We start from the raw sequence: 25,704 nt of genomic DNA, 5'->3' as shown, positions 1-25,704 counted from the left end.
GTCATTTCCTCGACAGGCCGGCTGGCCGCCAGAGCAGGATGGCGATCATCAGCACGATATGGGACACGAGCGCCAGCTTCGGCGCCAGGAAGCCGGCGTAATTGGCCGTCAGTGCCATCAGCAGCGCGCCGATGAAGCAGCCGCTCACCGAGCCGAGGCCGCCGATGATGATCGTGATGAAGACCATGACCATCACCTCGCCGCCCATGGAAGCGGTCAGTGTTTCCTTGTACAGGCCCCACATCACGCCGCCCAGGCCCGCCAGCGCGGAGCCGGCCGCGAATACCGCCACGAAAAGGCGCCGGATGCGGTAGCCAAGTGCTTCGACCATCTCGCCATTTTCCACGCCGGCACGGATCAGCAAGCCGAGCTTTGTACGGTTCAGCACCAGGGTGAGCGCGATGAACACCAGCATGCCCACCGCCACCGCCAGCAAGCGGTACTTTTCGATGGCGGCGTCGCCCAGCACGAGGGCGCCGCGCAGGGCGGTTGGCAGCGGCATCGGCTTGTGGTCGGCGCCCCAGAGCACGTGGATCAACTGCTCGACCACGATCATGCCGCCCATCGTGATCAGGATCTGCTTCAGGTGCTGGCCGTAGACAGGCATGATGATGAGGCGTTCGAAAGCCCAGCCCAGTGCTGCCGTCACGGCCATCGCCATGACGATCGCCAGGCCGAGCGCGGCCAGGTTCATGCCCAGCGAATCGGCCTCCATCCAGCCCTGCATCGGCACCAGCACCAGCGTGGCGGCGAAGGCGCCGACGGAGACGAAGGCGCCGTGGCCGAAATTGAGCACGTCCATCAGGCCGAACACCAGAGTCAGGCCGCTGGACATGATGAAGAGCATCATCCCCATTGCCAGACCGGCCACGGTCAGCGTGAGCCAGGTCGGCATGCTGCCCACCAGCGGCAGCATGGCCAGCATCAGGGCCGGCACCAGCAGCATTGGTATATAGTCGCGCGGAACGGATGGCATTGGCGTGCGGCTCCTTATTGGTGTGAATCGAGGGCCAGGCCGAGCAGGCGCTCTTGCAAGGCGCGGTCGGCGGCCAGTTCGGCCATGGCGCCGCTGTGCACGATGCGGCCGTCGTCCATCACGGCCACGGTGTCGCCGAGCTGGCGCACGAAGTTGAAGTTCTGCTCCACCAGCAGCACCGTGGACTGGCCCTTGAGCTGGCGGATCGCGTCGGCCAGGTTCTGGATGATGGCCGGCGCCAGGCCCTTGGTCGGCTCGTCGATCAGCAGCAGCTCGCGCGGTTCGATGATGGCGCGTGCAATGGCCACCATCTGCTTCTGGCCGCCGGACAGCTTGCCGGCCGGGTAATGCCAGAATTTTTCCAGCGCCGGGAAGAAGGAGAAGATCCACTGCAGCCGCGCCGTATCCATCGAGCCGCTGCGCGCCGCAAGGTAGAGGTTTTCGCGCACGGTCAGGTCGCTGAACACGGCCATCGACTCCGGCACATAGGCGATGCCCGCCTGTGCGATATCGGGCGTGCGCAGCTTGCCGATGTCGCGGCCGTTGAATTCGATCTGGCCGGCGCTGGCCTGCCACAGTCCCATGATGGTGCGCAGCGTGGTGGTCTTGCCGGCGCCGTTGCGGCCCAGCAGGACCGCCAGGCCGCCGCGCGGCACGGCCAGGTCGACGCCTTGCAGGATGTGGTATTCGCCGATGTGCGTGTGCACGCCGGACAGTTTGAGCAAGGCCTCATTCATGGCTTGCGGTCCCCAGGTAAGCTTCCTGCACGATGGCGGACGACATGACGGCAGCGGGCTCGCCGTCCGCCACCAGGGCGCCGTTGTGCAACACGATGATGCGGTCGGCCAGGGCTCGCACCACGTCCATCTTGTGTTCCACCAGCAGCACGGCCTTGTTGCGCTGCGCCTTGACCTGGTGGATCAGGTCCAGCACCACCGGCACTTCGTCCACGCTCATGCCGGCGGTCGGTTCGTCGAACATCATCACTTCCGGCTCCAGCGCGAGCATGATGGCCACTTCCAGCTTGCGCTTGTCGCCGTGCGACAGCGCGGCTACCGGCGTATCGCGCCGCGCCGCCAGCGCCACGCGACCCAGGTAATGGTCGGCGCGATCGATCAGTTCCTTGTGGCTGGACCAGATCGACCACAGCTTCATGCCGGCATTGGCGCGCGACTGCACCGCCAGCCTCACGTTCTCGTGCACCGGCAGGTGAGGGAACAGGTTGGTGAGCTGGAAGGCGCGGCCGATGCCCTTGCGGGTGCGTGCGGCCGGACCGCTGCGCGTGATGTCTTCGCCCCGTAGCAGCACCTGGCCGCCGGTTGCCGGCAACTGGCCCGACATGAGGTTGAAATAGGTGGTCTTGCCGGCGCCATTCGGGCCGACGATCACGGTCAGCTGGCCCGCATGGAAGTCGGCACTGACGTTGTCGACGGCCGTGTGGCCGCCGAAGCGGATCGTCAGGCCGCGTGTTGACAGCAGTGGAGTCATCGTTTCAGCGCCGCTTGTTCTTGATCGGGACCGGCAATTCGGAAGCCGGAATCTCACGCACCAGTTCCAGCAAATCCCATTCGTCCTTCTGGTCTTTCTTGATGCGGAAGTGGTACATCGCTTGCATGGCTTGGTGGTCGTCCTTGCGGAAACTCATTTTTCCCTTCGGCGTATCGAACTCCATGCCTTCCATGGCGGCAATCATCTTTTGCGTGTCGCCGCCGCCCGTTTTGGCCAGGGCGGTGTAGACGGCGCTGGCTGCCGTGAAGCCGCCCGCCGTGAACATGTCCGGCGGTTTCCCGTGCCGCTTCCGGTGCTCGGCCACGAACCAGTCGTTCATCCTGTTCTTCGGGAAGGCGTAGTAGTAATAGATCGTGCCTTCGGTGCCGGCGAACGATTTCCACGTCTTCAGCACCGGCAGGATGTTGCCGCCGGGAGCCAGCGTGATACCGTAGCGTTCCGGCTTCATGTCGGCGATCTTGTTCATCGGATTCGGGCCGGCCCAGATGATCTGCAATACCCGCGGCTGCGGCGCATCCTTCAGCTTGTCGAACAGGCGCTGGGCCGGGGCGGTGAAGTCGGTCGCGTTCTGCGCCGCGAATTCCTCGTGCACGATGTGGGCTTTGGAGCCGGTCAGCCTGAGGGCCTCGCGCGCGGCCGCCACGGCGTCCTTTCCGAAGGCATAGTCCTGGGCCAGGAAAGCCACGCTGCCTTGCTTGAAGGTGGTGGCGGCAGCCAGGCCGTCCTGCATGGAATTGCGCGCAGTGCGGAAGATGTACTTGTTCCATTTGGCGCCGGTGATCGCGTCGGCCACGGCCGGCTCCACGACCAGGACCTTCTTGTATTCCGCCGCGATGGGCAGCATGGCGATGGCGGACCCGGAGGAACTGGTGCCTACCGCGATGTCGACCTTGTCGTCGCCATAGGCCTCGGCCAGCAGGGTGCGACCCAGGTCCGGCTTGCTCTGGTCGTCCTTGACAAAGACCTTCAGCTTGCGGCCGTTGATTTCCATCCTGCCGCCGGTCAGGTATTCAAGTCCCATCATGAAGCCGGTCTCGGTCTCCCTGGCGTAGGGCTCCAGGATGCCGGTTTTGCCGGCGATGAGGGCGACCTTCAGTTCCTGGGCGCCGGCCAGGAGCGGCGCCAATGCAAGCAACAGGGCAATCAGCTTTGTCATCGATCAGTCCACACTGGCGAGGAAGTTGCGCAGCGCCTCTTGCGCGGCGGGCTCGGACAGCATCGGCGCGTGGCCGACGTCGGGCACCTCAGCATACATCATGCGCGGTGCTGCAGCACGCATGGCGTTGGCCTGGGCCGGCTCGATCAGGTCGGAAAGGGCGCCGCGTATCAGCATGGTGGGACGGCGCCGGGCCAGCCGGCGGAAGGCAAAGTGCGCGGCCATCGAGGTCGAGCGCAGCTTGTTGGCGCGGATCGGCACGGCGATGTTCGGGTCGTAGCGCATGGCCAGGGTGCCGTTGCCTTCTTCACGGAAGGCCCGGCGCGCCCAGCGCTCCCACTCCTGCGCCGTGTTGCCGGGGAAGGCGACCGCGTTGATGCCGCCGATGTAGTCCGCCGCCTGCTGCCAGCTCGTGAACTGTTCGCCCTTGCCGGTATAGCCGCGGATGCGCGACAGGCCGCGTTCCGACAGGGTCGGGCCGACGTCGTTCAGGACCGCCGCCGCGATCAGCGCCGACTTGCGCAAGGCCAGGGTCATGGTGATCAGCCCCCCCATCGATGTGCCGATGAAGACGGCGCGCTCGATGCCCAGGTCGTGCGCCAGCTTGACGACGTCGTTGGCGTACACCATGGGCGTGTAACGGTCGGGCTGGGAGTCGTATTCGGAATTGCCGCGGCCGCGCACATCGACGGCGATCACGCGCCGGCCCTGGGCCGCAATCCATGGCGCGACGTCTTCAAAGTCGGCCGAATTGCGCGTCAGGCCGTGGATGCAGATCACGGGCAGGCGCGCGGGGCCGCTGGCGGCAGGGTAGTCGCGCGCATACAGGCGCAGGCCATCGTCGCTGGTGTAGCTGATCTCGGAATACATGGTCCTCGTGGGCAGCGTTGCAGGAGCGTGCAGTGTGCAAGAAATGCATCGGCGCGGGAACCGGAGGCCGCGCCCACTGTGTGTGCAATTTTGCACAGCAACACTACAGCGAGGGAAAATGATGCACAATGGGCCGCATGAAAACCCTGCCCGAATGGACTGACCTGCGCTTCTTCCTTGAGCTGGCGCGCTCCGGCACCTTGTCCGGCGCCTCGCGCCGGCTGGAAGTGGAGCACACCACCGTCTCGCGCCGCATCGACCGCCTGGAGCAGCAACTGGGCGCCACCCTGTTCGATCGCTCGCGCGAGGGCTATGAACTGACCGAAATGGGCCACGCGGTGCTGCCCCATGCGGAAGCGATGGAAAGCGCAGTGCTGGCCGCGCAAGGCCAGTTGTCCGGCACCGAAGTCGCGATTCGCGGCGTGGTGCGCCTTGGGGTGCCCGAAGCGCTCGGGGTGCGCTTCATCACGCCGCTGCTGGCGCAATTCCTGCAGGATTATCCCGAGCTGTCGGTCGATCTGCTGGTCCAGCCGCGCTTTGCCAACCTGGCCAGCCGCGAAGCCGACCTGGGCGTGACTCTTGACGCGCCCAACACCGGCCGCTACATGGTGACGCGCCTGGCGTCCTTCCGGCTGTACGTGCACGGTTCGCCTGACTACCTGGCCCGCCACCCGCCGATCCAGAAACGCAGCGACCTGGCCGGCCATGACTTTGTCGACTACGTGCAGGACCGCCTGGCCAGCAACGAGCTGAACTTCCTTGATGAACTGGGCGTCAACCCGCGCCGCCGCCTGTGCTGCACGGGCATGCTGGCCCAGGCCGAAGCTGCCGCCGCCGGCCTGGGCCTGATGATGGCGCCGCCTTACATGGCAACGGACGGCCGCCTGGTGCCGGTCCTGCAGGACGAGGTATTCGTCGAGCGCGCCTACTGGCTGGTGGCGCCCGTCGACTTGTACCGGCTGCCGCGCGTCAGGGCGGTCTGGAACTTGCTCCGCTCGTTTGCCGAATCGCGCGCCAGCCTTTTCATCTCGAACAGATAGGGCAGCTCACCCGAAATCTCGATCCGGTGCAAGTCTGGATCGGCCCGGTCCGGCAGCGGCGCCCGTTGCGCCAGCGCCTGCAGGATGGGCGCCGGGTCGTAGCTCCAGTCCACCATGTAGCGGCAAGGGTCGCCTTCGCGCACCTTCATCAGCGCCAGTTCGAACTGGGACACCGAGACCACCAGCGGGTCTTCATGCCCGGCCAGGAAGCCAAGGAAGGCCAGCGGCTGGTACTCGCGGAACGGCGAGATGTTCTCCTGCCGGATGAAGGCTTGCAGCGCTTTCTCCAGCAAGCCGGCCTGGCGCAGCAATTCGACGGTCAGCACGCAGCTGCGTTCGAGCACGTAGATGCGCCACAGCAGCACATTGCCGCGCGCTTCCTGCAGGTCGGGGGAATCGGCAACCCGGTGGAAATAGGGCGCGTCGCCGGGCCCGGGCTGGTAAGTGGCGCGCATCAGGCCAAGCAGGATGCGCTGGTGGCTGGCCAGGTCCATGTCTACCTCCATTTTCGTTGCCGCATTTGCTGCAGGGTGTTGGCGATGGCTGCGTTGCCCAGGCCGGGCACCGCCTCCGGCATGAATTCGTACACGATCACTTCCGCCTCGGTCGCGACCTGCTGCAGCACTTGCTGCGCCAGGTCCATGGTGCAGGGGCGCGGCAGGCGCGAATGCACGTCCAGCATCAGGCCGTTGTGCTTGACGCCGCAGGCCACGTGCACTTCCTTCACGTGGCGGCCATCGAGTTCGGCGAGGAAGGCCTGTATGTCGAGCGCATGGTTATGTTCATCGCATTCCAGGTTGTACACGTCCAGCACCAGGCCGCAGCCGCTGTCGCGCGCCACCGCGTTCAGGAAACCGGCGTCGCTGTAGTCGGCCGGGCAGTCCGGCACCACGTGCACGATGTTCTCCAGCAGGAAGGGCAAGCCGTAGCGCTGCTGCAGGCACCAGGCCCGCTGCGCCACCAGCTCCGCTGCCTGCTCAGTGCGCGGCATGGCCAGCATGATGCCGAGATGTTCGCCGTCGACCCGCGTAAAGCCAAGGTGCTCGCTGTGCCAGCGCACCCGCACCTGGTCCATCAGTTCGTCGAGCAGGTGCAGGTAGGTCGGCGACCAGCCATCGTGCGAGCCGATGGACAGGCTGACTCCATGCACCACGATGGTTTTTTCGCGGTCGATGTTTTTCAGTTCGGCCAGGATGCCCTTGTCCAGCGAGATCCGCTCGCCATCGGCCACCGACATGGTTTCCGGCGTGACTTCGATGATGTCCACGTGCGGCAGCATCATCTCCAGCAGCGCCGGATCGCGCCCCTCATAGCTGACGCCCACGCCCAGGGCAGGGCGCGGGTCGTGCGCAGGCAATTCAGCCGCGGAGTTCATGTTCCAGCACCGCGCCTTCGATGTGCGGCACCTCGCGCAGCACGCGGCCGATCGACGGGTCGCCGCGCAGGAAAGTCAGGTCGAAGCCGGTCAGGCCGCAGTTGCAGCCGCCTTTCGGCACCATCTGGGACACGGCGATATCGAGCGCCTTGTGCAATTCTTCCAGGGTGACCTTGCCTTCGCTGACGACGATCTTGATATGGTTTTTCTTGGAATTGGTGTGGCGCAGTTCTTCCATGACGATCTCCAGGCGGTCCGGTATTGAAGAGGGGCGGGCCCTTCGGACCAGGCTATGGACCGCGCCCCGTGCTTTCCATGGGAGTCACTTTAGGCTGAGGACAGGCGCGGCGAATTGGTACTGGCACCCAGATTCCGGATCGCCAGCACCTAGTTTTTGTGCAGCGAGGTGGGCGGCCGGCGCAGCAAGTCGAGGCGCGTGGTGGCGCCCAGCTTGCCGAGCAGGGTTGAAACGTGGTGTTCGATGGTGCGTTCGGAACGGCACAGGCGCTGGGCGATTTCAAGGTTGCTGAGGCCATCGAGCAACAGTTCCAGCACCTGGGCTTCACGGCGGGTCAGGCCGCTCGGGTGCTGGCGCGCTGCTGCGTAGGGACCGCGCCGCGGCTTCGGCAGCTGGGCCTGGGCGCCGCAGGCGCGGGCGCGCTGCCGCGCCAGCGCAGCCGCCGGTGCGGCGCCGATCTGTTCCAGCAGGGCGACTGCCTTGGGCATGGCTTGCGCAGCCGCGTCGCCGGGCAGGTCGAGCAAGGCCAGCGCTGCTTCGAATGGCAGGCCCAATGCCAGCCAGGCGTCGCAGGCAGCCTGCCCATTGCCGGCCGCTTCCGCGGCGATTGCCGCCCGGCGCCGCCAGGCGCCGACTGCCGCCAGGTCCCAGGCGTTGACGCCGGACAGGTCGAACTGGCCGATCTCGTCCAGCCAGCGCCGGCAACTGTCCAGGTCCTGCACTTGCCAGGCCGCTTCCGCAAGGGCCAGCAGCACCGGCAGCAAGCGCTGCGATTCGCCGGTGGCACGCGCCCATTGCAGCGCTTCCTGCAGGCAGCGTGCGGCATCCTGTTCGCCCTGGCGCGACAGGGTCCGCCCGAGTACCGTCAAGGCAGGCAGCCGCATCACCAGGCTCAGGTCGGGCAGGGCGAGCACCTGCCGCGCCAGCGCGGCGGCCTGGGCGAACTCACCCTTGTCGAGATGGAGCTGCGCCTGCCAGCCGGTCAGGTAGTGCACCCAGGCGTCCAGTTCATGTTCGCGATGGTAGGCGAGGCCCTCGGCCAGCAGGCGTTCGGCCAGGGCAAACTGCTTGAACACGACAGCGTATTCCACCCAGTTGCTATAGATGCGCGCCGCGTGTTCGTGCAGGTGCTGTTCCAGGGCGCATTGCAAGCCGTCGGCCAGGTCTTGCTGGCCGCCGTCGTCGCCCAGGAACAGCTTTGCGCTGCCGATATTGGTCAGCGCATGGACGCGCGTGTCATGGTCGTGCAGCGCGGTAGCCAGTTCCAGCGCCAGGCGGCCCCATTCGATGGCGGACGCCGGATGGTTCTGCAATAGCTGGTGCTGCGAACGCATGCTGTAGGCCATGGCCAGCTCTTTGCTGTTCGGCAGTTGCTCGAGCGTGCGGATCGCTTCCAGCCCGTAGCGTTCCGCTTCCTTTGCCTCGCCGCGGTACCAATGGGTGCGTGCCAGCCAGCGCAGGTTCAGGCCGACCTTGTCCGGCCGCTCCACGCTTTGCCACAGGGCGATAGCCTTTTGCCGCGCCTCGATCAGGCGCTCGTCGATGCGCAGCAGGCCCGCCTCGTAAGCCCAGTCCTCGTAAAGCTGGGCAGCTTCGCCGGTCCAGCCGACCGCGTCGACGAACTGCAGTGCGCTGGCCAGGTGGGCCGCCGCCTGCCTGTGGGCGCCCAGGCGCGCCGCCTGGCGTGCCGCGCGCGGCGCCAGTTGCAGCACCATGTGCGCATCCTGCGCTCCGGTTGCGTGATGCACGAGCCGCGCCAGTTCGACCCGCGCATGGGGCGGCGCCTGCTCGGTCAGGGCTTTGCACAGGCGTTTGTGCAGGGCGCGGGTGGCGCCGGGGCGCAGTCCGCTCAACAAGGCCTGGCGCGCCAGCTCGTGGCGGAACGACAACAGGCCGGGGCTGGCGCGCTGCAGCAGGCCGCTGTCCACGCTGCAGTCGATCGCATCGTGCCCGTCCTCGCCGAGCAGGGCTTCGAGCAACCACTCTTCCAGTGCGACGGGGCTGACGCTGACCAGTTCCAGCACGGTGCGCACCTGTGCGTCCAGGCGCGATGTGCGGGCCCAGACCGCGTCGCGCACCGAGGCCGGCAAATGGCCGGGCGAACGGTTGCAGTCGCTCAGCAGTTCGGAAAGGAAGAAGGGATTGCCGCAAGTGACGCGGTATAGCTCGGAGGGATCGCAGCCGGCATCGTGCGCGAGAGTGGCGACCGCTTGCGGCGACAGGGGCGGCAGGTCGATGCGCTGGGTGCTGGCGGGGGGCAAGTCGCCAGCCCAGCGCCAGAAGGCATGGTCGGGCGGCAGCTCGTCGTTGCGGGCGCTGGCCAGCAGCATGGTGTGCTGGCCGCCGATGCGGCGCGCCAGGTATTTCAGCAGGTCCAGCGTGGCCTGGTCGGCCCAGTGCAGGTCCTCGCACATGACCAGCACCGGCCGCGGTTGGGCGGCAAGGTGGCCCAGCAGCATCGGCATCAGGACGTCGGGACTGGCGGCGTTGTCGATGGCCGACACCACGTCCTGGCCCAGGGCGGGCGCAAAATCGCGCAAGGGGCCCAGCACGCGCGGCGTGGACAGGTCTTCGCAAGCGCCCTGCAAGACGAAGAACTCGTCCTTCAAGGGGGCAGCAAAGGCTTGCAGCAGGGATGACTTGCCGATGCCGGCTTCACCCAGCACCAGCGCCATCCCGCCCGCACCTGAGCTAACGCGGCTGGCAAGCCGCTGCAAATCCTGCAATTGCCTTTCGCGCTCGAGCAGCATCTGGCTCTCCTCACTGCCATCATATTCCTGTCAGCGCAAAGAGATTCTCACCAATCGTAACGTGCGTCAGAACTTGTATGAAGCGGTCAGCTTGTAGGTGCGCGGATCGCCGTAGTAGGTGGTGACGGTGTTGAAGAAGCCGCCGAAGGCATAGCCGGCCACCTTGTAGCGCTTGTCCGTCAGGTTGCGGCCGTGCAGGCCGATTTGCAGGCGGCGGTCGACGCTGGTCCATACCAGGCCGGCATCCCACAGCGTGAAGCCGCCCTGGGCCAGCATCTGGTTCTGCGGCACCAGTGCATCCATCGAGGCGATGCCGGTCAGGCGCACGATCTCGGCCTGGTACACCTTGTCCTTGTAGGACAGGCTGTTGTTGAAGCTCATGTTGCCGCCACGGCCGAACAGGCTGACCGGCCATTCATAGGTCGCGCCCAGGTTGGCCGACTTTTTCGGCGTGTTCTGGAATTCCGCGCTTTGCGCCACATTGACCAGGGTGGCGCCGCTGGCCACCATCCATTCCTTGTACTCGGCATCGATGTAGCTCAGCATGCCGTTCAGCGACAGTCCATCGGTCACGCGGGCAATCGCTTCCAGTTCCAGGCCCTTGATCTTGGCCTTGCCGGCGTTGGTCAGCGTGCCGGCGAAACCGTTCACCTGGCCTTGTGCATTGAAAGTCGGGATCGAGCCCGGGATCTGGACGTTCTTGTAGTCGGTGTAGAACACCGCCGCATTGGTCTGCAGGCGGCCGCTGTTCAGCGACGATTTCAAGCCCAGTTCAACGGTATCGACTTCTTCCGGATTCACGCCCTTGCGCTTCTCCAGCGAGGCCGGGGTGTTCGGGCCGCCGGTTGCCGTCAGGTCCATCCGCGGATCGAACATGCCGCCCTTGAAGCCGCTCTGGTAGCTGCCGTACACGTTGTGTTCCGGCGACAGCTTCCAGCCAAAGCCCAGTTTCGGGGTGAACTTCCTGTCCTTGCGGTGCAAGTCACCCTTGCCGAGGTCCGTGTTCGGCGCCAGCCCCACGGCGGCGGGATTGCCCAGGTTGGGCGAACCGGCCAGGCCGAGGTAGGTGCGCTTGTAGATGGCGGCTTCGCGCTCGTCATCGGTCCAGCGGCCGCCGACGCTGACGCTGAAAGCGTCGGATACGCTATAGCTGGCGTCCGCGTAGATGGCCCAGGTCCGGGAATCGATATCGTCGCGGGTCAGCAGCGACAGGCCGCCGGCAGCGTTGTACAGCACGTCGAACTCGTTGAAGGCATTGGTCTTCATGTAGAACAGGCCGGCCACGCCCTGCCATTTTGAGCCGGTATAGGTGAGCTGGAATTCCTGGCTGTCCTGCTTGTCGCTATAGATGGCCGGGGCTTCCCACAGCGGCGCGTTGAGGGAGTCGAAATCGATTGGCGCGTAGGACTTGGACGAGCGGTGCGCGGTGACCGACTTGAACATCGTTTCGGCATTGATGTTGTAGTCGATCGTCAGGGAAACCCCCTTGGTGGTCACTTGCTGCTCGTGGCCATTCACCTTGTACAGGTTGGCGCGTGTGTCGTAAGCACCTTCCAGTGGCGGCTCATTTCCCGGCGGCGGGCCATTCAGCAGGCGGTAGCCTTGCTTCGGTTCGGAATCGTCCTTGGTGTAGTCGCCGGCCAGGCGGATGAACAGGTCGGTGTTGGGCACCAGTTCCGCGCTGATGCGGGCGGCGTTGACGTCCTTGTTGTAGTTCTCGCGGCCGTTGATCACATTCTTGCCGAAGCCATCGCGATTGAAAGTGCCAACCGTGCCGCCAATGCGCAGGATGTCGCTGACCGGGGTGCTGCCTTTCAGGACCAGGTCGCGCTGGCCGTAGTTGCCAAGCGCCCCCTTGATTTCGAAAGTCGGGTTAGGGGACAGCTTGCGGGTCACATACTTGACTGCGCCGCCGATGGTGTTGCGGCCGTACAGCGTGCCTTGCGGGCCGCGCAGCACTTCGATGCGTTCCAGGTCGTAGATGTCGGTCAGGGCGCCTTGCGGGCGGGCCAGGTAGACGTCGTCCAGGTAGATGCCGACGCCTTGCTCGTAACCGGCAACAGGATCTTGCTGGCCGATGCCGCGAATGAAGGCGGTGAGGGTGGTGTTTGTGCCGCGCGAAGCCTTGAGCGTGGTATTGGGCACGATGTCGGTCAGGGCGGTGATGTCGGGCAGCGCTTTCTTGTCGAGTTGGGCGCCGGACAGCGCGGTCACGGCTCCCGGCACGTCCTGGATCAGCTCTTCGCGCTTGCGGGCGGTAACGATCACCCGGTCCATCCCGCCTTCGGCCTTCTCACCGCCGGCGCTTTGCGCCAAGGCCGGGTGGGAATAAATGGCGGGAAGCGTCATCATCACGGCTGCTGCCGAGCGTCGCAGCATGAAATTGTGTTTCGACACGCGCATCAAAGTCTCCTCAGGTTTTGTTATGCGAGGAGTGTGCATGTTTTGCCAACTGTGCGAAACTGACAGGGTTGCACTCACGTTGTGCAATTTTGCACAGAATCGCCAGTTGTGATATTTCAAATTCAAAAAGAACTAATCCGTCCTGATATAGCTGCGTCGCGGCGGCCTGGCTGCTTGCTATCCTCTGCCGAAAAACGCATCCTGGAGGGACGATGGCGGCAACAAATGAAACCCGGCGCAAGGTGTTCCTTGGCTTGTTGGGCAGTGCCGCGGGCATGGCACTCGGCGGTGGCGCCGGGGCCCGCGCGATGGTCGACCAGGCCACCAGGGTATTCCGCCTTGATGGCGGCGGCGTCACCTATGCGTTTGGCATCAATGCCGGCGGGCAGGTGCAATCGCTGTATTGGGGCGCTGCGCTTGCTGCCAGCGACAGTCTTCCTGCGGCAGTTCCGGTCGAAGCCAATTCGTCGAACGAGATGGCGCCTGGCCTGACGCCATACGAGTTTGCGGGATTTGGTGGCGGCTTGACAACGGAGCCGGCATTGAAGGTCCGCTTCCCCGACGGCGTGCGCGACCTCGACCTGCGCTATGCCGGCCATCAGGACAAAGGAGACAGCCTTGTGCTGCAGTTGCAGGACGCGAAGCGGGCCGTCCGCGTCGCCTTGACTTACGCGATGGACGAAGCGACCGGGATCCTCGCGCGCTCCGCCGTGGTGGAAAACCGGACGGGCAACTGGATCCAGGTGGATCAAATGGCGGCTGCCTGCCTGAACCTGCCTTACAGCGACGATTACCGGTTGTACTTCCTGTCCGGCCGGTGGGCCGGGGAATTCATGCTGCAGACCCGCGCGATCACGCCGGGCGCGTTCGTGCTGGAAAGCCGCAAGGGCGTCACCTCGCACCAAATCAATCCATGGATTGCGGTGAGCCGCGCCGCAACCGGCGAAGAGTCCGGCCCGGTGTGGTTCGGAGCACTGGGCTGGAGCGGCAACTGGCGCATCAACGTCGAGATGGATGCCATGGGCGGGGTGCATGCCACTGCCGGCTACAACCCGTTCGACTTCAGCTACCGCCTTAAGCAGGGGGAGAGCTTGGCGTCGCCGGTCTTCCATGCCGGCTTTTCCAACGAGGGATTTGGCGGGGCTTCGCGCGTATTCCATCGCTACCAGCGAGAAAAGGTCTTGCCGCACGCGCCAAGGCCACGCCTGCGGCCAGTCCTTTACAACTCGTGGGAAGCGACCTTCTTTGACGTGAATGAAGCAGGGCAGGTGGCGCTGGCCGAAAAAGCGGCCAGCATCGGCGTCGAGCGTTTTGTGGTAGACGATGGCTGGTTTGGTGCGCGCGACAGCGACAAGGCCGGGCTTGGGGATTGGGTGGTCAACCTGAAGAAGTTTCCCAATGGCCTGGGGCCGCTGATCAAGCGCGTGAATGGCCTGGGCATGCAGTTCGGGCTCTGGGTCGAGCCGGAAATGGTGAATCCGGACAGCGATCTGTATCGCGCCCATCCCGACTGGGTCATCAATTTCCCCGGCCGGCAGCGCTCCGAGGCCCGTAACCAGCTGGTGCTTAACCTGGCGAGGAAGGACGTCTGCGAACACTTGCTGAAGGTGCTGGATGCACTGCTCTCCAGCCACAATATCGAATACCTGAAATGGGACCATAACCGCGCCTGGTCGGAACCCGGCTGGCCGGAAGTGGCGCCGGACGACCAGCAGCGGCTTTACGTGGCCTACGTCGATAACCTCTACAAGCTGCTGGCCGAGCTGCGCCGCCGGCATCCGAAGCTTGAGATCGAATCCTGCGCCAGCGGCGGTGGCCGCGTCGACCTGGGCATCATGAGGCTCACCGAACAGGTCTGGACCTCGGACAATACCGATCCGTACGACCGCCTCGTCATCCAGGACGGATACAGCCATGCCTATGCTCCTGCCGCGATGATGGCATGGGTGACGGATTCGCCGAACTTCGTGAACAAGCGCGTGACTTCGCTTGAATACCGCTTCCTGTCGGCCATGCAGGGCGGGCTGGGTATCGGCGCCAACCTCAATCACTGGCAGGACGAGGATTTCGCCAAGGCCCGGCGCCTGGTCGAAGCATACAAGCAGGTTCGCGCGACGATCCAGCTTGGGAACCTCTATCGCCTGGTATCGCCGGGGAACGGCTCGCCGCGCTCGGCCACGCTCTCCGTGTCGCATGACCGCAAACAGGCCGTGCTGTTCGCCTTCCTGCACTCCAGCATGATGCGTTCTGCGCAAAAGTCGATCCAACTGCGCGGACTGGACGCCAGCGCCGTCTACTCGCTGCGCGCGATTTCCGGCTCCGCTGCGGCAGGAACTGTGGCCAAGGCAAGCGGCGCCTACTGGATGGGACATGGATTGAAGGTAGCGCTTGAGGGCGATTTCCAGGCTGCTGCGTTCGTGCTGGAGGCCGTGTCCTAAGCGGGGCTGCGCTTGAGGCTCGCCTGGTAACGGCGAGCCTCTTGCCAGAAGGCCCTTGCGACCGGCGAAAGCCGGCTTTCATCGAGGCAGGCCAGCCCAATGCGCCTGGATGCGCCAGGAACGATGGGGCGCAGGACCACACCTTCATAGTGTTGCGGGAGCGCCAGCCTTGCCAGTATCGATATGCCTTTCCCTCCCGCGACCAGTTCAAGGATGGACATGAGCTGAACCAGTTCGTAACTGGTTTGCGGGCGCAAGCCGTTCTTTTCAAACAGTCTGGTGACCAGGGCTTGCGAACCTGCCCGCGTCAGGATGAATGGCTCGCCCGTCATCGCCTTGAGCGGCACGGTTTCCAGCCGCGCCAAAGGATGCCTGGACGGCAGGACTGCTACCAGTTCGTCGACGGCCAGGGTTTGCGTATCGAAGTCCCGTTTGGGAAGCGTGAGCGCGGCCAGCTCCAGGCGACGTTCGACCAGGTCCTGCGAGGTTTGCTCGTCAGGCTTTTCCGTGACAACGACCTCCACGCCGGGATAGCGCGCCTTGAAGCGCTCCAGTAGCGGCGGCAGGACCCTGATCGTTGCGCTGGCCCCGAAGGAACCCAGGCGCAGCAGCCCTGTCCTGAGCTCCGCCCCGGCCAGCGCCGTTGCCTGCGCCAGCTGGAGTGAAGCGAAGACGTCGCGCACGTGGGGCAAGACTTGTTCGCCGGTATAGGTAAGTGCCATGCCGGGCACATTACGGTCGACCAGCTCGGTGCCGAGCGCAGTTTCCAGCGCGCGCAGTGCATGGCTGGTGGCCGAGGGCGACATGCCAAGCTTGGCGCCGGCGCCGGCGATGCCGTCCGAGGACACGAGCGCCAGCAGCAATTCGAGTTGACGAAGTGTAGGAGAGGGCATTAGCCGGTATTGAAATCAAATTCAATTGTAGATGAATTTGATGAAGAATACGATAAGCCATTGTTCGCAACAACACTTGTTTTCGCAATGAGCACTATTCTGATATCGCTTTGGCCGCTGTTTTTACTGATCGTGGCTGGCTACTATTTGAAGCAAGCAGGTTTTCCCGGCGAGGGCTTCTGGCCGGGCGCAGAACGCTTCAACTATTTCATCCTGTTTCCCGCCCTGCTGTTTGGCAGCCTGGCGGCTGCGCCATTGGACAACCCGGCCTTGCCCCGGCTGCTCGCGGCGACGATGCTGGCCTTGTTGGCATGCGGCGCGGGATTGCTGTTTTTCCGAGCGCTGAATGGCTGGCCCGCCGCGCGTTTTGGCGTCATGTTGCAAGGTATCCTGAGGTTCAACACCTACCTTGGCCTGGCAACCGTCGGCAGCTTGTATGGCAAGCAAGGCATGCTGCTGGCGAGTGTCCTGCTTGCCTTGCTGGTGCCTACCGTGAATGTGTTGTCCGTCCTGGCCCTGTCGGCCGACAGTGGCGTGAACCTCAAGTCGCTCGCCGTTGCCCTTGCAAAGAATCCATTGATCCTTTCCTGCTTGGCCGGAGTGTGTCTGAATCTCACCGGATTGCACCTGGATTGGGGCGCGGATCGCCTGCTGGCATTGCTGTCCGGTTCCAGCCTGCCCCTCGGCCTGTTGTGCGTGGGAGCCGCTTTGAAGCCCAGCGAGCTGCGCGGCCAGCTCGCCGCAATGGTTTCAAACAGCGCGGCGCGGCTGTTGCTTGTTCCGCTGGTGGCCTGGCTGAGCGCGCGCTTGCTCAAGCTGACCGGCGCCGAGACGGCAATCATGGTGCTGTTCTTTGCCTTGCCAACGGCGCCAACTTCCTATGTACTGACGCGGCAAATGGGCGGAGACGGCCACCTCATGGCCGGCATCATCTCGCTGCAAACCCTGTTGTCCGCAATCAGCCTGCTGGCGATATTGGCGCTTGCCACATGACGCGCTTATACCAGGGCTGGCCCGGTTCCAGGGCCTGGTAGGCGCCAGCAAGCGGCTCGTCCGGGGCAATCTCCCGGTCGAGGCCAAGGGTGCCGAAGGGAACCAGGCTGTCGTGGAACAGCTGCAGCACGCGCTGGCGCAGCAAAGGGCCGAAGTCGGGCAGTGCACGCTGGCAGGCGATCAGGTTGAATTCGTTGAACGAGGCGTCCGTGACAAGGTTGTACTGGGCCCAGGTGATGTGGCTGCGCAGCGATGGCGCCAGGATCGCGCGTCCGCCCTGCACGTTGAAGTAATTGGCCAGCCGCCCCTTTCCGCCGGCCTGCTGGTAGCTTTCCTGCGCCCCTTCGAGGTCACCTTCCGGCAGCCAGGCCGATGCCGCTTCGTCCAGCATCTCGTCGCTGGCGACGGTGGCGTAAATTTCGGCGTGGGACAGCAGGCCCATTTCGGCCAGTATGATGGCCAGCGTCCAGGCCTGGCCCGCGCCGGCGCAGTCGGCCAGCCAGACGCGGGGCAGGGCGGCGCCGCGCAGGGAATGCTCGGCGGCCTCGCGCAGCATGAGCGCTTCGGCAGGATTGTCGAACAGCGCCGCGGGCGGCACGTGCAGGGCGCGCAGCAAGGCGCCGGAGGTTGCCGGATCGTGCAGGACCTGGTCCTGCACCTGCGACAACGTAGCCAGGCCGCACTGCTGCATGAAGGCGAGCACCTTCTGCTTCAACGGCGCCCGCTCGTGCAAGCGGAAGTCGAAACCGAAGCGGCGCACCAGCGCTTCCAGCAGCAGCTCCAGTTCGAGTTCTTCCAGCTCCGGCGCCGTGTTGCGGCGCAGTTCTCCGTTGGCGCCCATCAGTGCAGCCAGACCCGCATCAGCGACAGCAGCTGCGCCACGTCCACCGGCTTGGTGATGTAGTCCGAAGCGCCGGCGGCAATGCATTTGTCGCGGTCCCCCTTCATTGCCTTCGCCGTCAGTGTGATGATCGGCAGCGAGCGGAATTTGGGGATGCGGCGGATGGCGCGCATCGTGTCGTAGCCGTCCATTTCCGGCATCATGATGTCCATCAGGACGATCTCGATGCTCGGATCGCGTTCCAGCACTTCGATGCCGTCGCGCCCATTCTCGGCGAAGGAAACCAGCATCTGCTGGCGCTCCAGCAGCGACGACAGGGCAAAGATGTTGCGCAGGTCGTCGTCGACGATCAGCACCTTGCGCCCCGCCAGGCCGGCATCGGCAGCATGCACTTCCTCCAGCATGCGGCGCTGGGCTTCCGGCAGGTTGGCCTGCGAACGGTGCAGGAACAGGGCGGTTTCGTCGAGCAGTCGCTCCGGCGAACGGGCGTCCTTGATGACGATGGTCTTGGCGTAGCGCTTCAGCTTTGCCACTTCCTTGCGGTTCAATTCCTTGGCGGTGTTGATCACGATCGGCAGGTCGCGCAGGCGCTGGTCCTTGCCGATCAGGTCCAGCAGCTCGAAACCGCTGATGTCGGGCAGCGTCAGGTCCAGCACCATGCAGTCGAAGTGCGAGGCATGCAGCGCAGCCAGGGCGTCCTGGCCGGTGCCGACGGCCGTGATGTCGACGTCGGTGTCGCCGATCAGCTTGACGATGGCATCGCGCTGGTTTTCCTCGTCATCCACCACCAGCAGGTTGCGCTTGCCGCCGATCAGGAAGCGCTGGATACGCATGAACTCCTCGTTCAGGTCCTCCTTGCTGACCGGCTTGTTCAGGTAGGAGATGGCGCCGGAGCGCAGCGCACGCTCGCGTTCGCGCAGGCTGGACATCACATGCACCGGGATATGGCGGGTGCTCGGGTCGCGTTTCAGGCGCTCCAGCACGGTGAAGCCATCGATGTCCGGCAGGTCCAGGTCAAGCAGGATGGCGGAAGGCAGGTAGTCGCGCGCCAGGCTCAGGGCCCAGTCGCCCTGGTGGGTCACGATGCCCTTGAAGTTCTTTTCGCGCGCGAAGTCCAGCACCACCTTGGCAAAGCGCTCGTCATCCTCGACGATCAGCACTGATGGATCGCCCGGAGTGGTCAGGCCCCGGTCGTCAATGGTCGAACCGTAGATTTGCTCGTCCGGCTCGACTTCCTGCTGTTGCTGCGGCTGCGCGTACACAACGGCCGGCGTTGCCACGATCGGCGTGGAGGTTGCTGCCGGCGCGGGCAGGCGCGGCATGGCCGGCTGGCGTGCCGTTTCGTAGTACACGAAACCGGAGCGGTTATACGGCAGGAACAGCGTGAAAGTCGAACCCGCGCCCACGGTGGATTCCACCCGGATCTCGCCACCCAGCAGGCGCGCCAGTTCGCGCGAAATCGACAGGCCCAGGCCCGTGCCGCCGTATTTGCGGGCGGTGGAACCGTCAGCCTGCTGGAAGGCCTCGAAGATCAATTGCAGCTTGTCGGCTGCGATGCCGACGCCGGTGTCGCTGACCGAGAAGGCCAGCACGGCGTCGGCATTGCCCAGGTTCGGATGGTCGGCGCTCCAGCCGCTTTGCACCAGCGCGATGCCCAGCGATACCTGGCCGTGGTTGGTGAACTTGAAGGCGTTGGACAGCAGGTTTTTCAGCACTTGCTGCAGGCGCGTGGTATCGGTCATCAGGGAGGCCGGGAGGTTGCCGCCAAGTTCCACGGTGAAGCCCAGGTGCTTGGCCTCCGCCATGTGGCGGAAGGTGCGCTCCACATAGCTGCGCAGGTTGGCGAAGCGGTACTCCGACACATCCAGCGTCACGGTACCGGATTCGATCTTCGACAGGTCCAGGATGTCGTTAATCAAGGTAAGCAAGTCGGAGCCGGAGCCGTGGATGGTCTTTGCGAACTCCACCTGCTTGCCGGACAGGTTGCCCTCCGGGTTGTCGCCCAGTTGCTGCGCCAGGATCAGCAGCGAATTCAAAGGCGTGCGCAGCTCGTGCGACATATTCGCCAGAAACTCGGACTTGTACTTGGACGACAGGGCCAGCTGGGTCGCCTTTTCTTCCAGCGCCAGTTTCGCCTGTTCCACCTCGCGGTTCTTGCGCTCCACCTCGATGTTCTGTTCGGACAGCAGGCGGGCCTTTTCCGCGAGTTCCTGGTTGGTCTGTTGCAGCTCCTGCGCCAGCGACTGCGACTGGGTCAGCAGCGATTCGGTCCGGCTGTTTGCCTCGATGGTATTCAGCACCACGCCGATCGACTCCATCAGCTGGTCGAGGAAGGACAGGTGGGTTTCGGTGAAGCGGTCCAGCGAAGCGATCTCGATCACCGCCTTCACCTGCTGCTCGAACAGGATAGGCAGCACCACGATATTGGTCGGCGGCGCCGCGCCCAGGCCCGAGCTCACCACGATGTAATCGCGCGGCACATCGGTCAGCCAGATGCGCACTTTCTCCAGCGCGCACTGGCCCACCAGGCCTTCGCCCGGCAGGAAGGAAGTCGGCAGCTTGCGCGAAGAGCGGTAGCCGTAGCTGGCGATCATGCGCAGGCGGGCGTCGGCCAGTTGCGAGTCCATCATGTAGAACACGCCGTGGTGGGCCGACACCAGCGGCGCCAGCTCGGACAGGATCAGCTTTGTCACCGCCTGCAGGTCGCGCTGGCCCTGCAGCAGGCGGGTGAAGCGCGCCAGGTTGGTTTTCAGCCAGTCCTGCTGCGCATTCTTCTGCGTGGTTTCCTTCAGGTTGCGGATCATCTCGTTGATGTTGTCCTTCAGGTAGGACACCTCGCCGCGCGCTTCCACCTGGATGGAACGGGACAAGTCGCCGCGCGTCACGGCGGTTGCCACTTCCGCAATGGCGCGCACCTGGTTGGTCAGGTTGGCCGCAAGCTGGTTCACGTTCTCGGTCAAGTCCTTCCACGTACCGGCCACGCCGGACACGTTGGCCTGGCCGCCCAGCTTGCCCTCGGTGCCCACCTCGCGCGCCACGCGGGTCACTTCCGACGCGAAGGAAGACAGCTGGTCCACCATCACGTTGATGGTGTCTTTCAGCTCAAGGATCTCGCCCTTCACGTCCACGGTAATTTTCTTCGACAGGTCGCCGCGCGCCACGGCGGTGGTCACCGCCGCGATATTACGCACCTGGCCCGTCAGGTTCGACGCCATGAAGTTCACGTTGTCGGTCAAGTCCTTCCAGGTGCCGCCCACGCCCGGCACATAAGCCTGGCCGCCCAGCTTGCCCTCGGTGCCGACTTCGCGCGCCACGCGGGTCACTTCGGATGCGAAGGAGGAAAGCTGGTCCACCATCACGTTGATGGTGTTTTTCAGTTCCAGGATCTCTCCCTTCACGTCCACGGTAATCTTCTTGGACAGGTCGCCGTTCGCCACCGCGGTCGTCACCTCCGCGATGTTACGCACCTGGCCCGTCAGGTTGGACGCCATGAAGTTCACGTTGTCGGTCAAGTCCTTCCAGGTGCCGCCGACACCGGACACGTTAGCCTGGCCGCCCAGCTTGCCCTCGGTACCCACCTCACGCGCCACGCGGGTCACTTCCGATGCAAAGGAGTTCAACTGGTCCACCATCACGTTGATGGTGTTCTTCAGTTCCAGGATCTCGCCCTTCACGTCCACGGTAATCTTCTTGGACAAGTCGCCGTTCGCCACGGCGGTCGTCACCTCCGCGATATTACGCACCTGGGAAGTCAGGTTGCCCGCCATCGAGTTCACCGAGTCGGTCAAGTCTTTCCAGGTGCCGGCCACGCCTTTCACCTGCGCCTGCCCGCCCAGCTTGCCCTCGGTACCCACTTCGCGCGCCACGCGGGTCACCTCGGAAGCGAAGGAGGAAAGCTGGTCCACCATCACGTTGATGGTGTTTTTCAGTTCCAGGATCTCGCCCTTCACGTCCACGGTAATCTTCTTGGACAGGTCGCCGTTCGCCACCGCGGTCGTCACCGCCGCGATGTTGCGCACCTGGCCCGTCAGGTTGGACGCCATGAAGTTCACGTTATCTGTCAAATCCTTCCAGGTGCCGCCCACGCCCGGCACGTAAGCCTGGCCGCCCAGCTTGCCCTCGGTACCCACCTCACGCGCCACGCGGGTCACTTCGGACGCGAAGGAACGCAGCTGGTCCACCATCACGTTGATGGTGTCCTTCAGCTGCAGGATCTCGCCGCGCACGTCCACCGTAATCTTCTTGGACAGGTCGCCGTTCGCCACGGCGGTCGTCACCTCCGCGATATTGCGCACCTGGGAGGTCAGGTTGCCCGCCATCGAGTTCACGGAGTCGGTCAAGTCCTTCCAGGTGCCGGCCACGCCTTTCACCTGCGCCTGGCCGCCCAGTTTGCCCTCGGTACCGACCTCCCGCGCCACGCGGGTCACCTCGGAAGAGAAGGACGTCAACTGCTCCACCATGGTATTCGCGGTCATGGCCGCGCGCAGGTACTGGCCCTTCAGCGGATGGCCGTCCACCTCCAGCGCCATGGTTTGCGACAGGTCGCCCTTCGCCACAGCGCCGATCACGCGCGCCATTTCAGTGGTCGGGCGGACCAGGTCATCAATCAGCGTATTGACCGCGCTGATGATGGTCGCCCAGCCGCCCGAGACATGGACGGTTGCCCGCTGCGTCAGGCGGCCTTCGCGGCCCACCACGCGGCTAACCTCGGTCACCGACTTCACCATTCGTTCATTGGTTTCGATGATGTCGTTGAGGGTATCGGCGATCTTGCCCGAGACGCCGGTCCAATCGGAGGGTAAGCGCGCGGAAAAATCGCCTTTTTTCAGGGCCATCAGGGTGGACAGGATGAGCTTGAGGTCCAACTCTTCCGGCAGTTCGGTCATGTCGTTCATTCGACGCTACCTCAGGTATGAAGGTGGAATGCGGGGGGAAGGCTTAATGTCACTCCGGCAGGGGGCGACAGTCAAGTACAAACGTGACAAAAAGCTTCACTTTGTCAACTATGCAACGCGCCGGGAAACATTTTACTAAGCATAACCACGTGCAATTTTCCAACGCGCACGATTGGGCGGCGAAATTCGGGGGCAAAATTCGGGGGCAGGTCTGTCATTTGGACAGCCAGCACGCACCTTTGATTTTTCTCAATACGTCCGTTCGAACGCGTTGATTGCGCGACTGACCGTTTTGACAGAAACTCGTGCATACCGGGCAATCTCTGGCATTGAATAGGCGAGGGAGCGGTAGGCGCGGGCCATCGCTTCCTTGGAATCCCGGTATGTAGCGAAGTATTGTTGCAAGGGCCCTGCAAGTGCGCGCCGTTGGGTCCGCTTTAGCTCCATCAAGTTGCCTTCCGCGCGACTACCCACAACGCGGGCGCAGAATTCTTCGTCTCCAAGCATGAGCTGATTGGAGACAGTAGCAAGGGGACTGGGTCCCCCAATGCCAGCGGCAACGAATTCCTTGTAGGCTTGCCGCGCATCATGCTTATTGCTATTGAAATGTGCGAGCAGAGCTTCGGAGCGCAGCCAAACCGGTCCGTCAACCACACCCATAGTTGCGTTATAGCTGCTCCAAAGCCAATAAGATGGGCATTGCACCATGTTCGCGCGCACCGGGTTGAGTTCGATGTACCGCGCCACTTCCTTCATGTACAGCTCGCGTTGGCAGAGGATCGCCTTGAAGCGTCCCTGAAACACGTGCCCGACAAGCCCGTGAGCGCGGTTGAAGTACTGCGAGTAGCTTCCGTTCAGGTGTCGCATGCCGCGCGAGAGATGCCCGTCAACGGTCTCAAGCAGGAGATGAAAGTGATTGCCCATTTGGCAGTAAGCCAGCACGCCAAAATTGAAGCGGTCACAGGTCTCGCCTAATAGCGTAAGCCAGGTCAGCCGATCACTATCAGACCGAAAAATGCGGTCTTTGCGGTCTCCGCGTGCCGTGACGTGGTACAGCGCGTCGCTGAGTTCGATTCTGAGTGGCCGGTTCATGGAAAGAGCATATGCCGCTTTCCATTACCCATAATTGCGATGGCGCAATAGAGTGAAGAACACCCGCCAGCGGACATTTCGAGGCGGGTGTTTTGATATTGATCAAAGGTGTGTAGCGACTGTCCAAATGACAGACCTGACCCCGAATTTATTTCAACTGCTTGAGGAGGAAGGCATAGGTCAATGCCCACATCTGGGCTTGCTGGTCGTTGTTGGCGGCGCCGGCGTGGCCGCCTTCGGTGTTTTCCCAGTACAGCACGTCGTGACCCTGGTCTTTCATCTTGGCCACCATCTTGCGCGCGTGGCCGGGATGGACACGGTCGTCGCGGGTGGAGGTGGTGAACAGGACGCGCGGATAGTGCTTGTCCTTGAATACGTTCTGGTACGGGGAGTATTGGCTGATATAGGCCCACTGCGCCGGGTCGTCGGGGTCGCCATATTCACCCATCCAGGAGGCGCCGGCCAGCAGCTTGCTGTAACGCTGCATGTCCAGCAGCGGCACCTGGCAGACGACGGCGTTGAACAGGTCGGGGCGCTGGGTCAGCGCGGCGCCGACCAGCAGGCCGCCATTGCTGCCGCCCATGATGCCGAGGTGGCGCGGGCTGCTGATCTTGCGCTTGATGACGTCTTGTGCGACGGCGATGAAGTCGTCGAAGGCGCGCTGGCGGTGTTCCTTCAGCGCGGCCTGGTGCCAGCGCGGGCCGAATTCACCGCCGCCGCGGATGTTGGCCAGCACGTAAGCACCGCCTTGCTTGAGCCATGCTTCGCCGGTGGTGCCGCTGTAGAAGGGCTTCATCGATACTTCAAAGCCGCCGTAGCCGTACATGACCGTGGGATTCTTTCCGTTCAGCCTGGCCTTCTTGTTCATCAGGACGAAATACGGCACCTTGGTGCCGTCCTTCGATATGGCCATGTGCTGCTGCACTGTGTAGGGCTTGGCGTCGAAGTAGGCGGGCAGGGACTTCAGCGAAGTCCGTTCGTCGTTGCCGGCGTGGGCCAGGTACATCGTGGTCGGGGTCAGGAAGTCCGTCACCGTCAGGAAGTATTGGTCCGATTCGATCGGGTCGAGCGCCTGCACCGCCAGCGTGCCAAAAGCTGGTGCGTCGACCTCGCGCCGTTGCCATTTGCCGTCCACGTGGCGCATTTCGATCAGGCGGTTTTTTACGTTATCGAGCACGTTGAGCAGCATGGCCGAACGGGTGGCGGAAACGCCGTCGAGCGAGCTGCTTGGCGTGGGCGTGAACAGGACTTCGAACCGCCGTTCGCCGGCCATGAAGCGCTTGAAGTCGGCCGCCAGCAGCGAGCCTTGCTTGTAGGTGGCGCCGTTGACAGTCCAGTCGGAGCGCAAGTCGATGATCAACTGGTCGCGCACAGTGTAGGCGTTGGCGTCTTCCGGCTTGTCGATCTTGACCAGTTTGCCGCCCTCGCGCACATACAGCTCGCTGGCGTAAAAGCCGATCTGGCGGTTGATGAACTGGTAGCTATGGCCGGGGGTGAAGTCCTTGTAGGCGCCAACGCCAAGGTCTTCGGTCTTGGCTTCATACAGCGTGAGCGCGGCTTCCAGCGGGGTGCCGCGCTTCCATTCCTTGACGATGCGCGGGTAGCCGGAAGTGGTCATGCTGCCTTCGCCGAAGTCGGTCGAGACGAAGATGGTGTCGGCGTCGATCCAGCCGATATCGCTTTTCGCTTCGGGCAGGTTGAAACCTTCACTCACGAAGCGGCGCGTGGCAACGTCGAATTCGCGCACCACGTGCGCATCGCCGCCGCCGCGCGATAGCTGTACCAGGCATTGTTCGCCTTTCGGGTACAGGCAGGAGACGCCGTGCCATACCCAGTTTTCGTTTTCATCGGCGGCCAGCTTGTCGATGTCGAGCACGGTCTCCCATTGCGGCTCGGCCTTCTGATATTGCTCCAGCGTGGTGCGGCGCCAGATGCCGCGCGTGTGCTGTGCGTCGCGCCAGAAGTTGTAGAAGTAGTCGCCGTGTCTGGTGACGTAGGGGATGCGCTCTTTGGAATTGAGGATGGTCTTCAGGCGTTCGTGGATGCCGGGATAATCGGGCTGCGCCTGCAGTTCGTTCAGGGCGACGGCATTTTGCTCCTTGACCCAGGCCAGCGCCTTGTCGCCGCCGACGTCTTCCAGCCAAAGGTAGGGATCTGCTTTCTGCGCGTGCGCGCCGCCGGCAGCCGCCAGCCCCAGTACTACTCCAGACGCCATTTTTCGATACGAAGGCATTG

18 protein-coding genes are annotated in these 25,704 nt (G+C 63.8%); 3 read left to right on the top strand and 15 right to left on the bottom strand.

Going from position 1 to position 25,704, the window contains the following annotated elements; genetic code table 11:
- Position 1: 1 nt before the first annotated feature.
- From ACN9MY_RS19370 to ACN9MY_RS19350, 5 genes are read right to left on the bottom strand one after another with little or no spacing between them, the layout of a single operon-like run.
- Complete coding sequence (locus ACN9MY_RS19370; protein WP_426318338.1) at positions 2-976, bottom strand: branched-chain amino acid ABC transporter permease; 975 nt, start codon at positions 974-976, stop codon at positions 2-4.
- 14 nt (positions 977-990) lie between these two features.
- A complete protein-coding gene (locus ACN9MY_RS19365; RefSeq protein WP_426318337.1) occupies positions 991-1,713 on the bottom strand; it encodes an ABC transporter ATP-binding protein in 723 nt (240 codons plus the stop codon).
- The gene (locus ACN9MY_RS19360) at positions 1,706-2,455 is read right to left on the bottom strand and encodes an ABC transporter ATP-binding protein (protein WP_426323797.1); all 750 of its coding nucleotides are present in this window, start codon (positions 2,453-2,455) and stop codon (positions 1,706-1,708) included. The genes ACN9MY_RS19365 and ACN9MY_RS19360 overlap by 8 nt, the downstream gene beginning before the upstream one ends.
- 13 nt (positions 2,456-2,468) lie before the next feature.
- On the bottom strand, positions 2,469-3,641 hold the full coding sequence (locus ACN9MY_RS19355) for a substrate-binding domain-containing protein (protein ID WP_426162131.1): 1,173 nt from the start codon (positions 3,639-3,641) through the stop codon (positions 2,469-2,471).
- Positions 3,642-3,644: 3 nt separating this feature from the next.
- Complete coding sequence (locus ACN9MY_RS19350; protein WP_426162130.1) at positions 3,645-4,511, bottom strand: alpha/beta fold hydrolase; 867 nt, start codon at positions 4,509-4,511, stop codon at positions 3,645-3,647.
- A gap of 128 nt (positions 4,512-4,639) precedes the next feature.
- Between ACN9MY_RS19350 and ACN9MY_RS19345 the strand changes: the two genes are divergently transcribed.
- On the top strand, positions 4,640-5,551 hold the full coding sequence (locus tag ACN9MY_RS19345) for a LysR family transcriptional regulator (RefSeq protein WP_426335988.1): 912 nt from the start codon (positions 4,640-4,642) through the stop codon (positions 5,549-5,551).
- On the opposite strand, the gene ACN9MY_RS19340 is transcribed toward ACN9MY_RS19345, so the two are convergent.
- From ACN9MY_RS19340 to ACN9MY_RS19320, 5 genes are all read right to left on the bottom strand, one after another.
- Entirely contained in the window at positions 5,437-6,057 is a 621-nt protein-coding gene (locus ACN9MY_RS19340; RefSeq protein WP_426335987.1) for a hypothetical protein, read from the bottom strand. The two genes, ACN9MY_RS19345 and ACN9MY_RS19340, sit on opposite strands and share 115 nt — an antisense overlap.
- Complete coding sequence (locus tag ACN9MY_RS19335) at positions 6,048-6,926, bottom strand: DUF692 domain-containing protein (RefSeq protein ID WP_426162126.1); 879 nt, start codon at positions 6,924-6,926, stop codon at positions 6,048-6,050. Before ACN9MY_RS19335 ends, ACN9MY_RS19340 begins: the two co-directional genes overlap by 10 nt.
- On the bottom strand, positions 6,910-7,164 hold the full coding sequence (locus ACN9MY_RS19330) for a hypothetical protein (protein ID WP_426162125.1): 255 nt from the start codon (positions 7,162-7,164) through the stop codon (positions 6,910-6,912). The genes ACN9MY_RS19335 and ACN9MY_RS19330 overlap by 17 nt, the downstream gene beginning before the upstream one ends.
- Before the next feature lie 149 nt (positions 7,165-7,313).
- Positions 7,314-9,914, bottom strand: a complete 2,601-nt coding sequence (locus ACN9MY_RS19325; RefSeq protein WP_426335986.1) for an ATP-binding protein — start codon at positions 9,912-9,914, stop codon at positions 7,314-7,316.
- A 66-nt stretch (positions 9,915-9,980) separates the two neighbouring features.
- Positions 9,981-12,317, bottom strand: coding sequence for a TonB-dependent receptor (locus tag ACN9MY_RS19320; protein WP_426335985.1), 2,337 nt, complete (start codon positions 12,315-12,317; stop codon positions 9,981-9,983).
- Between the two features lie 212 nt (positions 12,318-12,529).
- Here ACN9MY_RS19320 and ACN9MY_RS19315 point away from each other — a divergent pair, with 212 nt between their 5' ends.
- A complete protein-coding gene (locus tag ACN9MY_RS19315) occupies positions 12,530-14,755 on the top strand; it encodes an alpha-galactosidase (RefSeq protein WP_426335984.1) in 2,226 nt (741 codons plus the stop codon).
- Here ACN9MY_RS19315 and ACN9MY_RS19310 read toward each other — a convergent pair.
- On the bottom strand, positions 14,752-15,648 hold the full coding sequence (locus tag ACN9MY_RS19310) for a LysR substrate-binding domain-containing protein (RefSeq protein ID WP_426335983.1): 897 nt from the start codon (positions 15,646-15,648) through the stop codon (positions 14,752-14,754). The genes ACN9MY_RS19315 and ACN9MY_RS19310 overlap by 4 nt on opposite strands.
- Before the next feature lie 9 nt (positions 15,649-15,657).
- On the opposite strand from ACN9MY_RS19310, the gene ACN9MY_RS19305 reads away from it, so the two are divergent.
- Entirely contained in the window at positions 15,658-16,641 is a 984-nt protein-coding gene (locus ACN9MY_RS19305) for an AEC family transporter (protein WP_426335982.1), read from the top strand.
- On the opposite strand, the gene ACN9MY_RS19300 is transcribed toward ACN9MY_RS19305, so the two are convergent.
- From ACN9MY_RS19300 to ACN9MY_RS19285, 4 genes are all read right to left on the bottom strand, one after another.
- The gene (locus ACN9MY_RS19300) at positions 16,607-17,482 is read right to left on the bottom strand and encodes a CheR family methyltransferase (protein WP_426335981.1); all 876 of its coding nucleotides are present in this window, start codon (positions 17,480-17,482) and stop codon (positions 16,607-16,609) included. The two genes, ACN9MY_RS19305 and ACN9MY_RS19300, sit on opposite strands and share 35 nt — an antisense overlap.
- Complete coding sequence (locus tag ACN9MY_RS19295) at positions 17,482-22,377, bottom strand: HAMP domain-containing protein (RefSeq protein ID WP_426162117.1); 4,896 nt, start codon at positions 22,375-22,377, stop codon at positions 17,482-17,484. The genes ACN9MY_RS19300 and ACN9MY_RS19295 overlap by 1 nt, the downstream gene beginning before the upstream one ends.
- Positions 22,378-22,626: 249 nt before the next feature.
- Positions 22,627-23,469: a transposase gene (locus ACN9MY_RS19290; protein WP_426335980.1), complete on the bottom strand. Its 843-nt coding sequence runs from the start codon at positions 23,467-23,469 to the stop codon at positions 22,627-22,629.
- A 148-nt stretch (positions 23,470-23,617) separates the two neighbouring features.
- Positions 23,618-25,702 (bottom strand): prolyl oligopeptidase family serine peptidase, encoded by a 2,085-nt coding sequence (locus ACN9MY_RS19285; RefSeq protein WP_426335979.1) that lies wholly within the window; start codon positions 25,700-25,702, stop codon positions 23,618-23,620.
- Between the last annotated feature and the right edge of the window lie 2 nt (positions 25,703-25,704).

Origin of the sequence: Pseudoduganella sp. R-31 (assembly GCF_049913235.1) — a bacterium.
GTDB lineage: Bacteria > Pseudomonadota > Gammaproteobacteria > Burkholderiales > Burkholderiaceae_D > Rugamonas.
The sequence above is the reverse complement of the archived record's forward strand: the minus strand, read 5'-3'. Positions and strand labels throughout refer to the sequence as shown.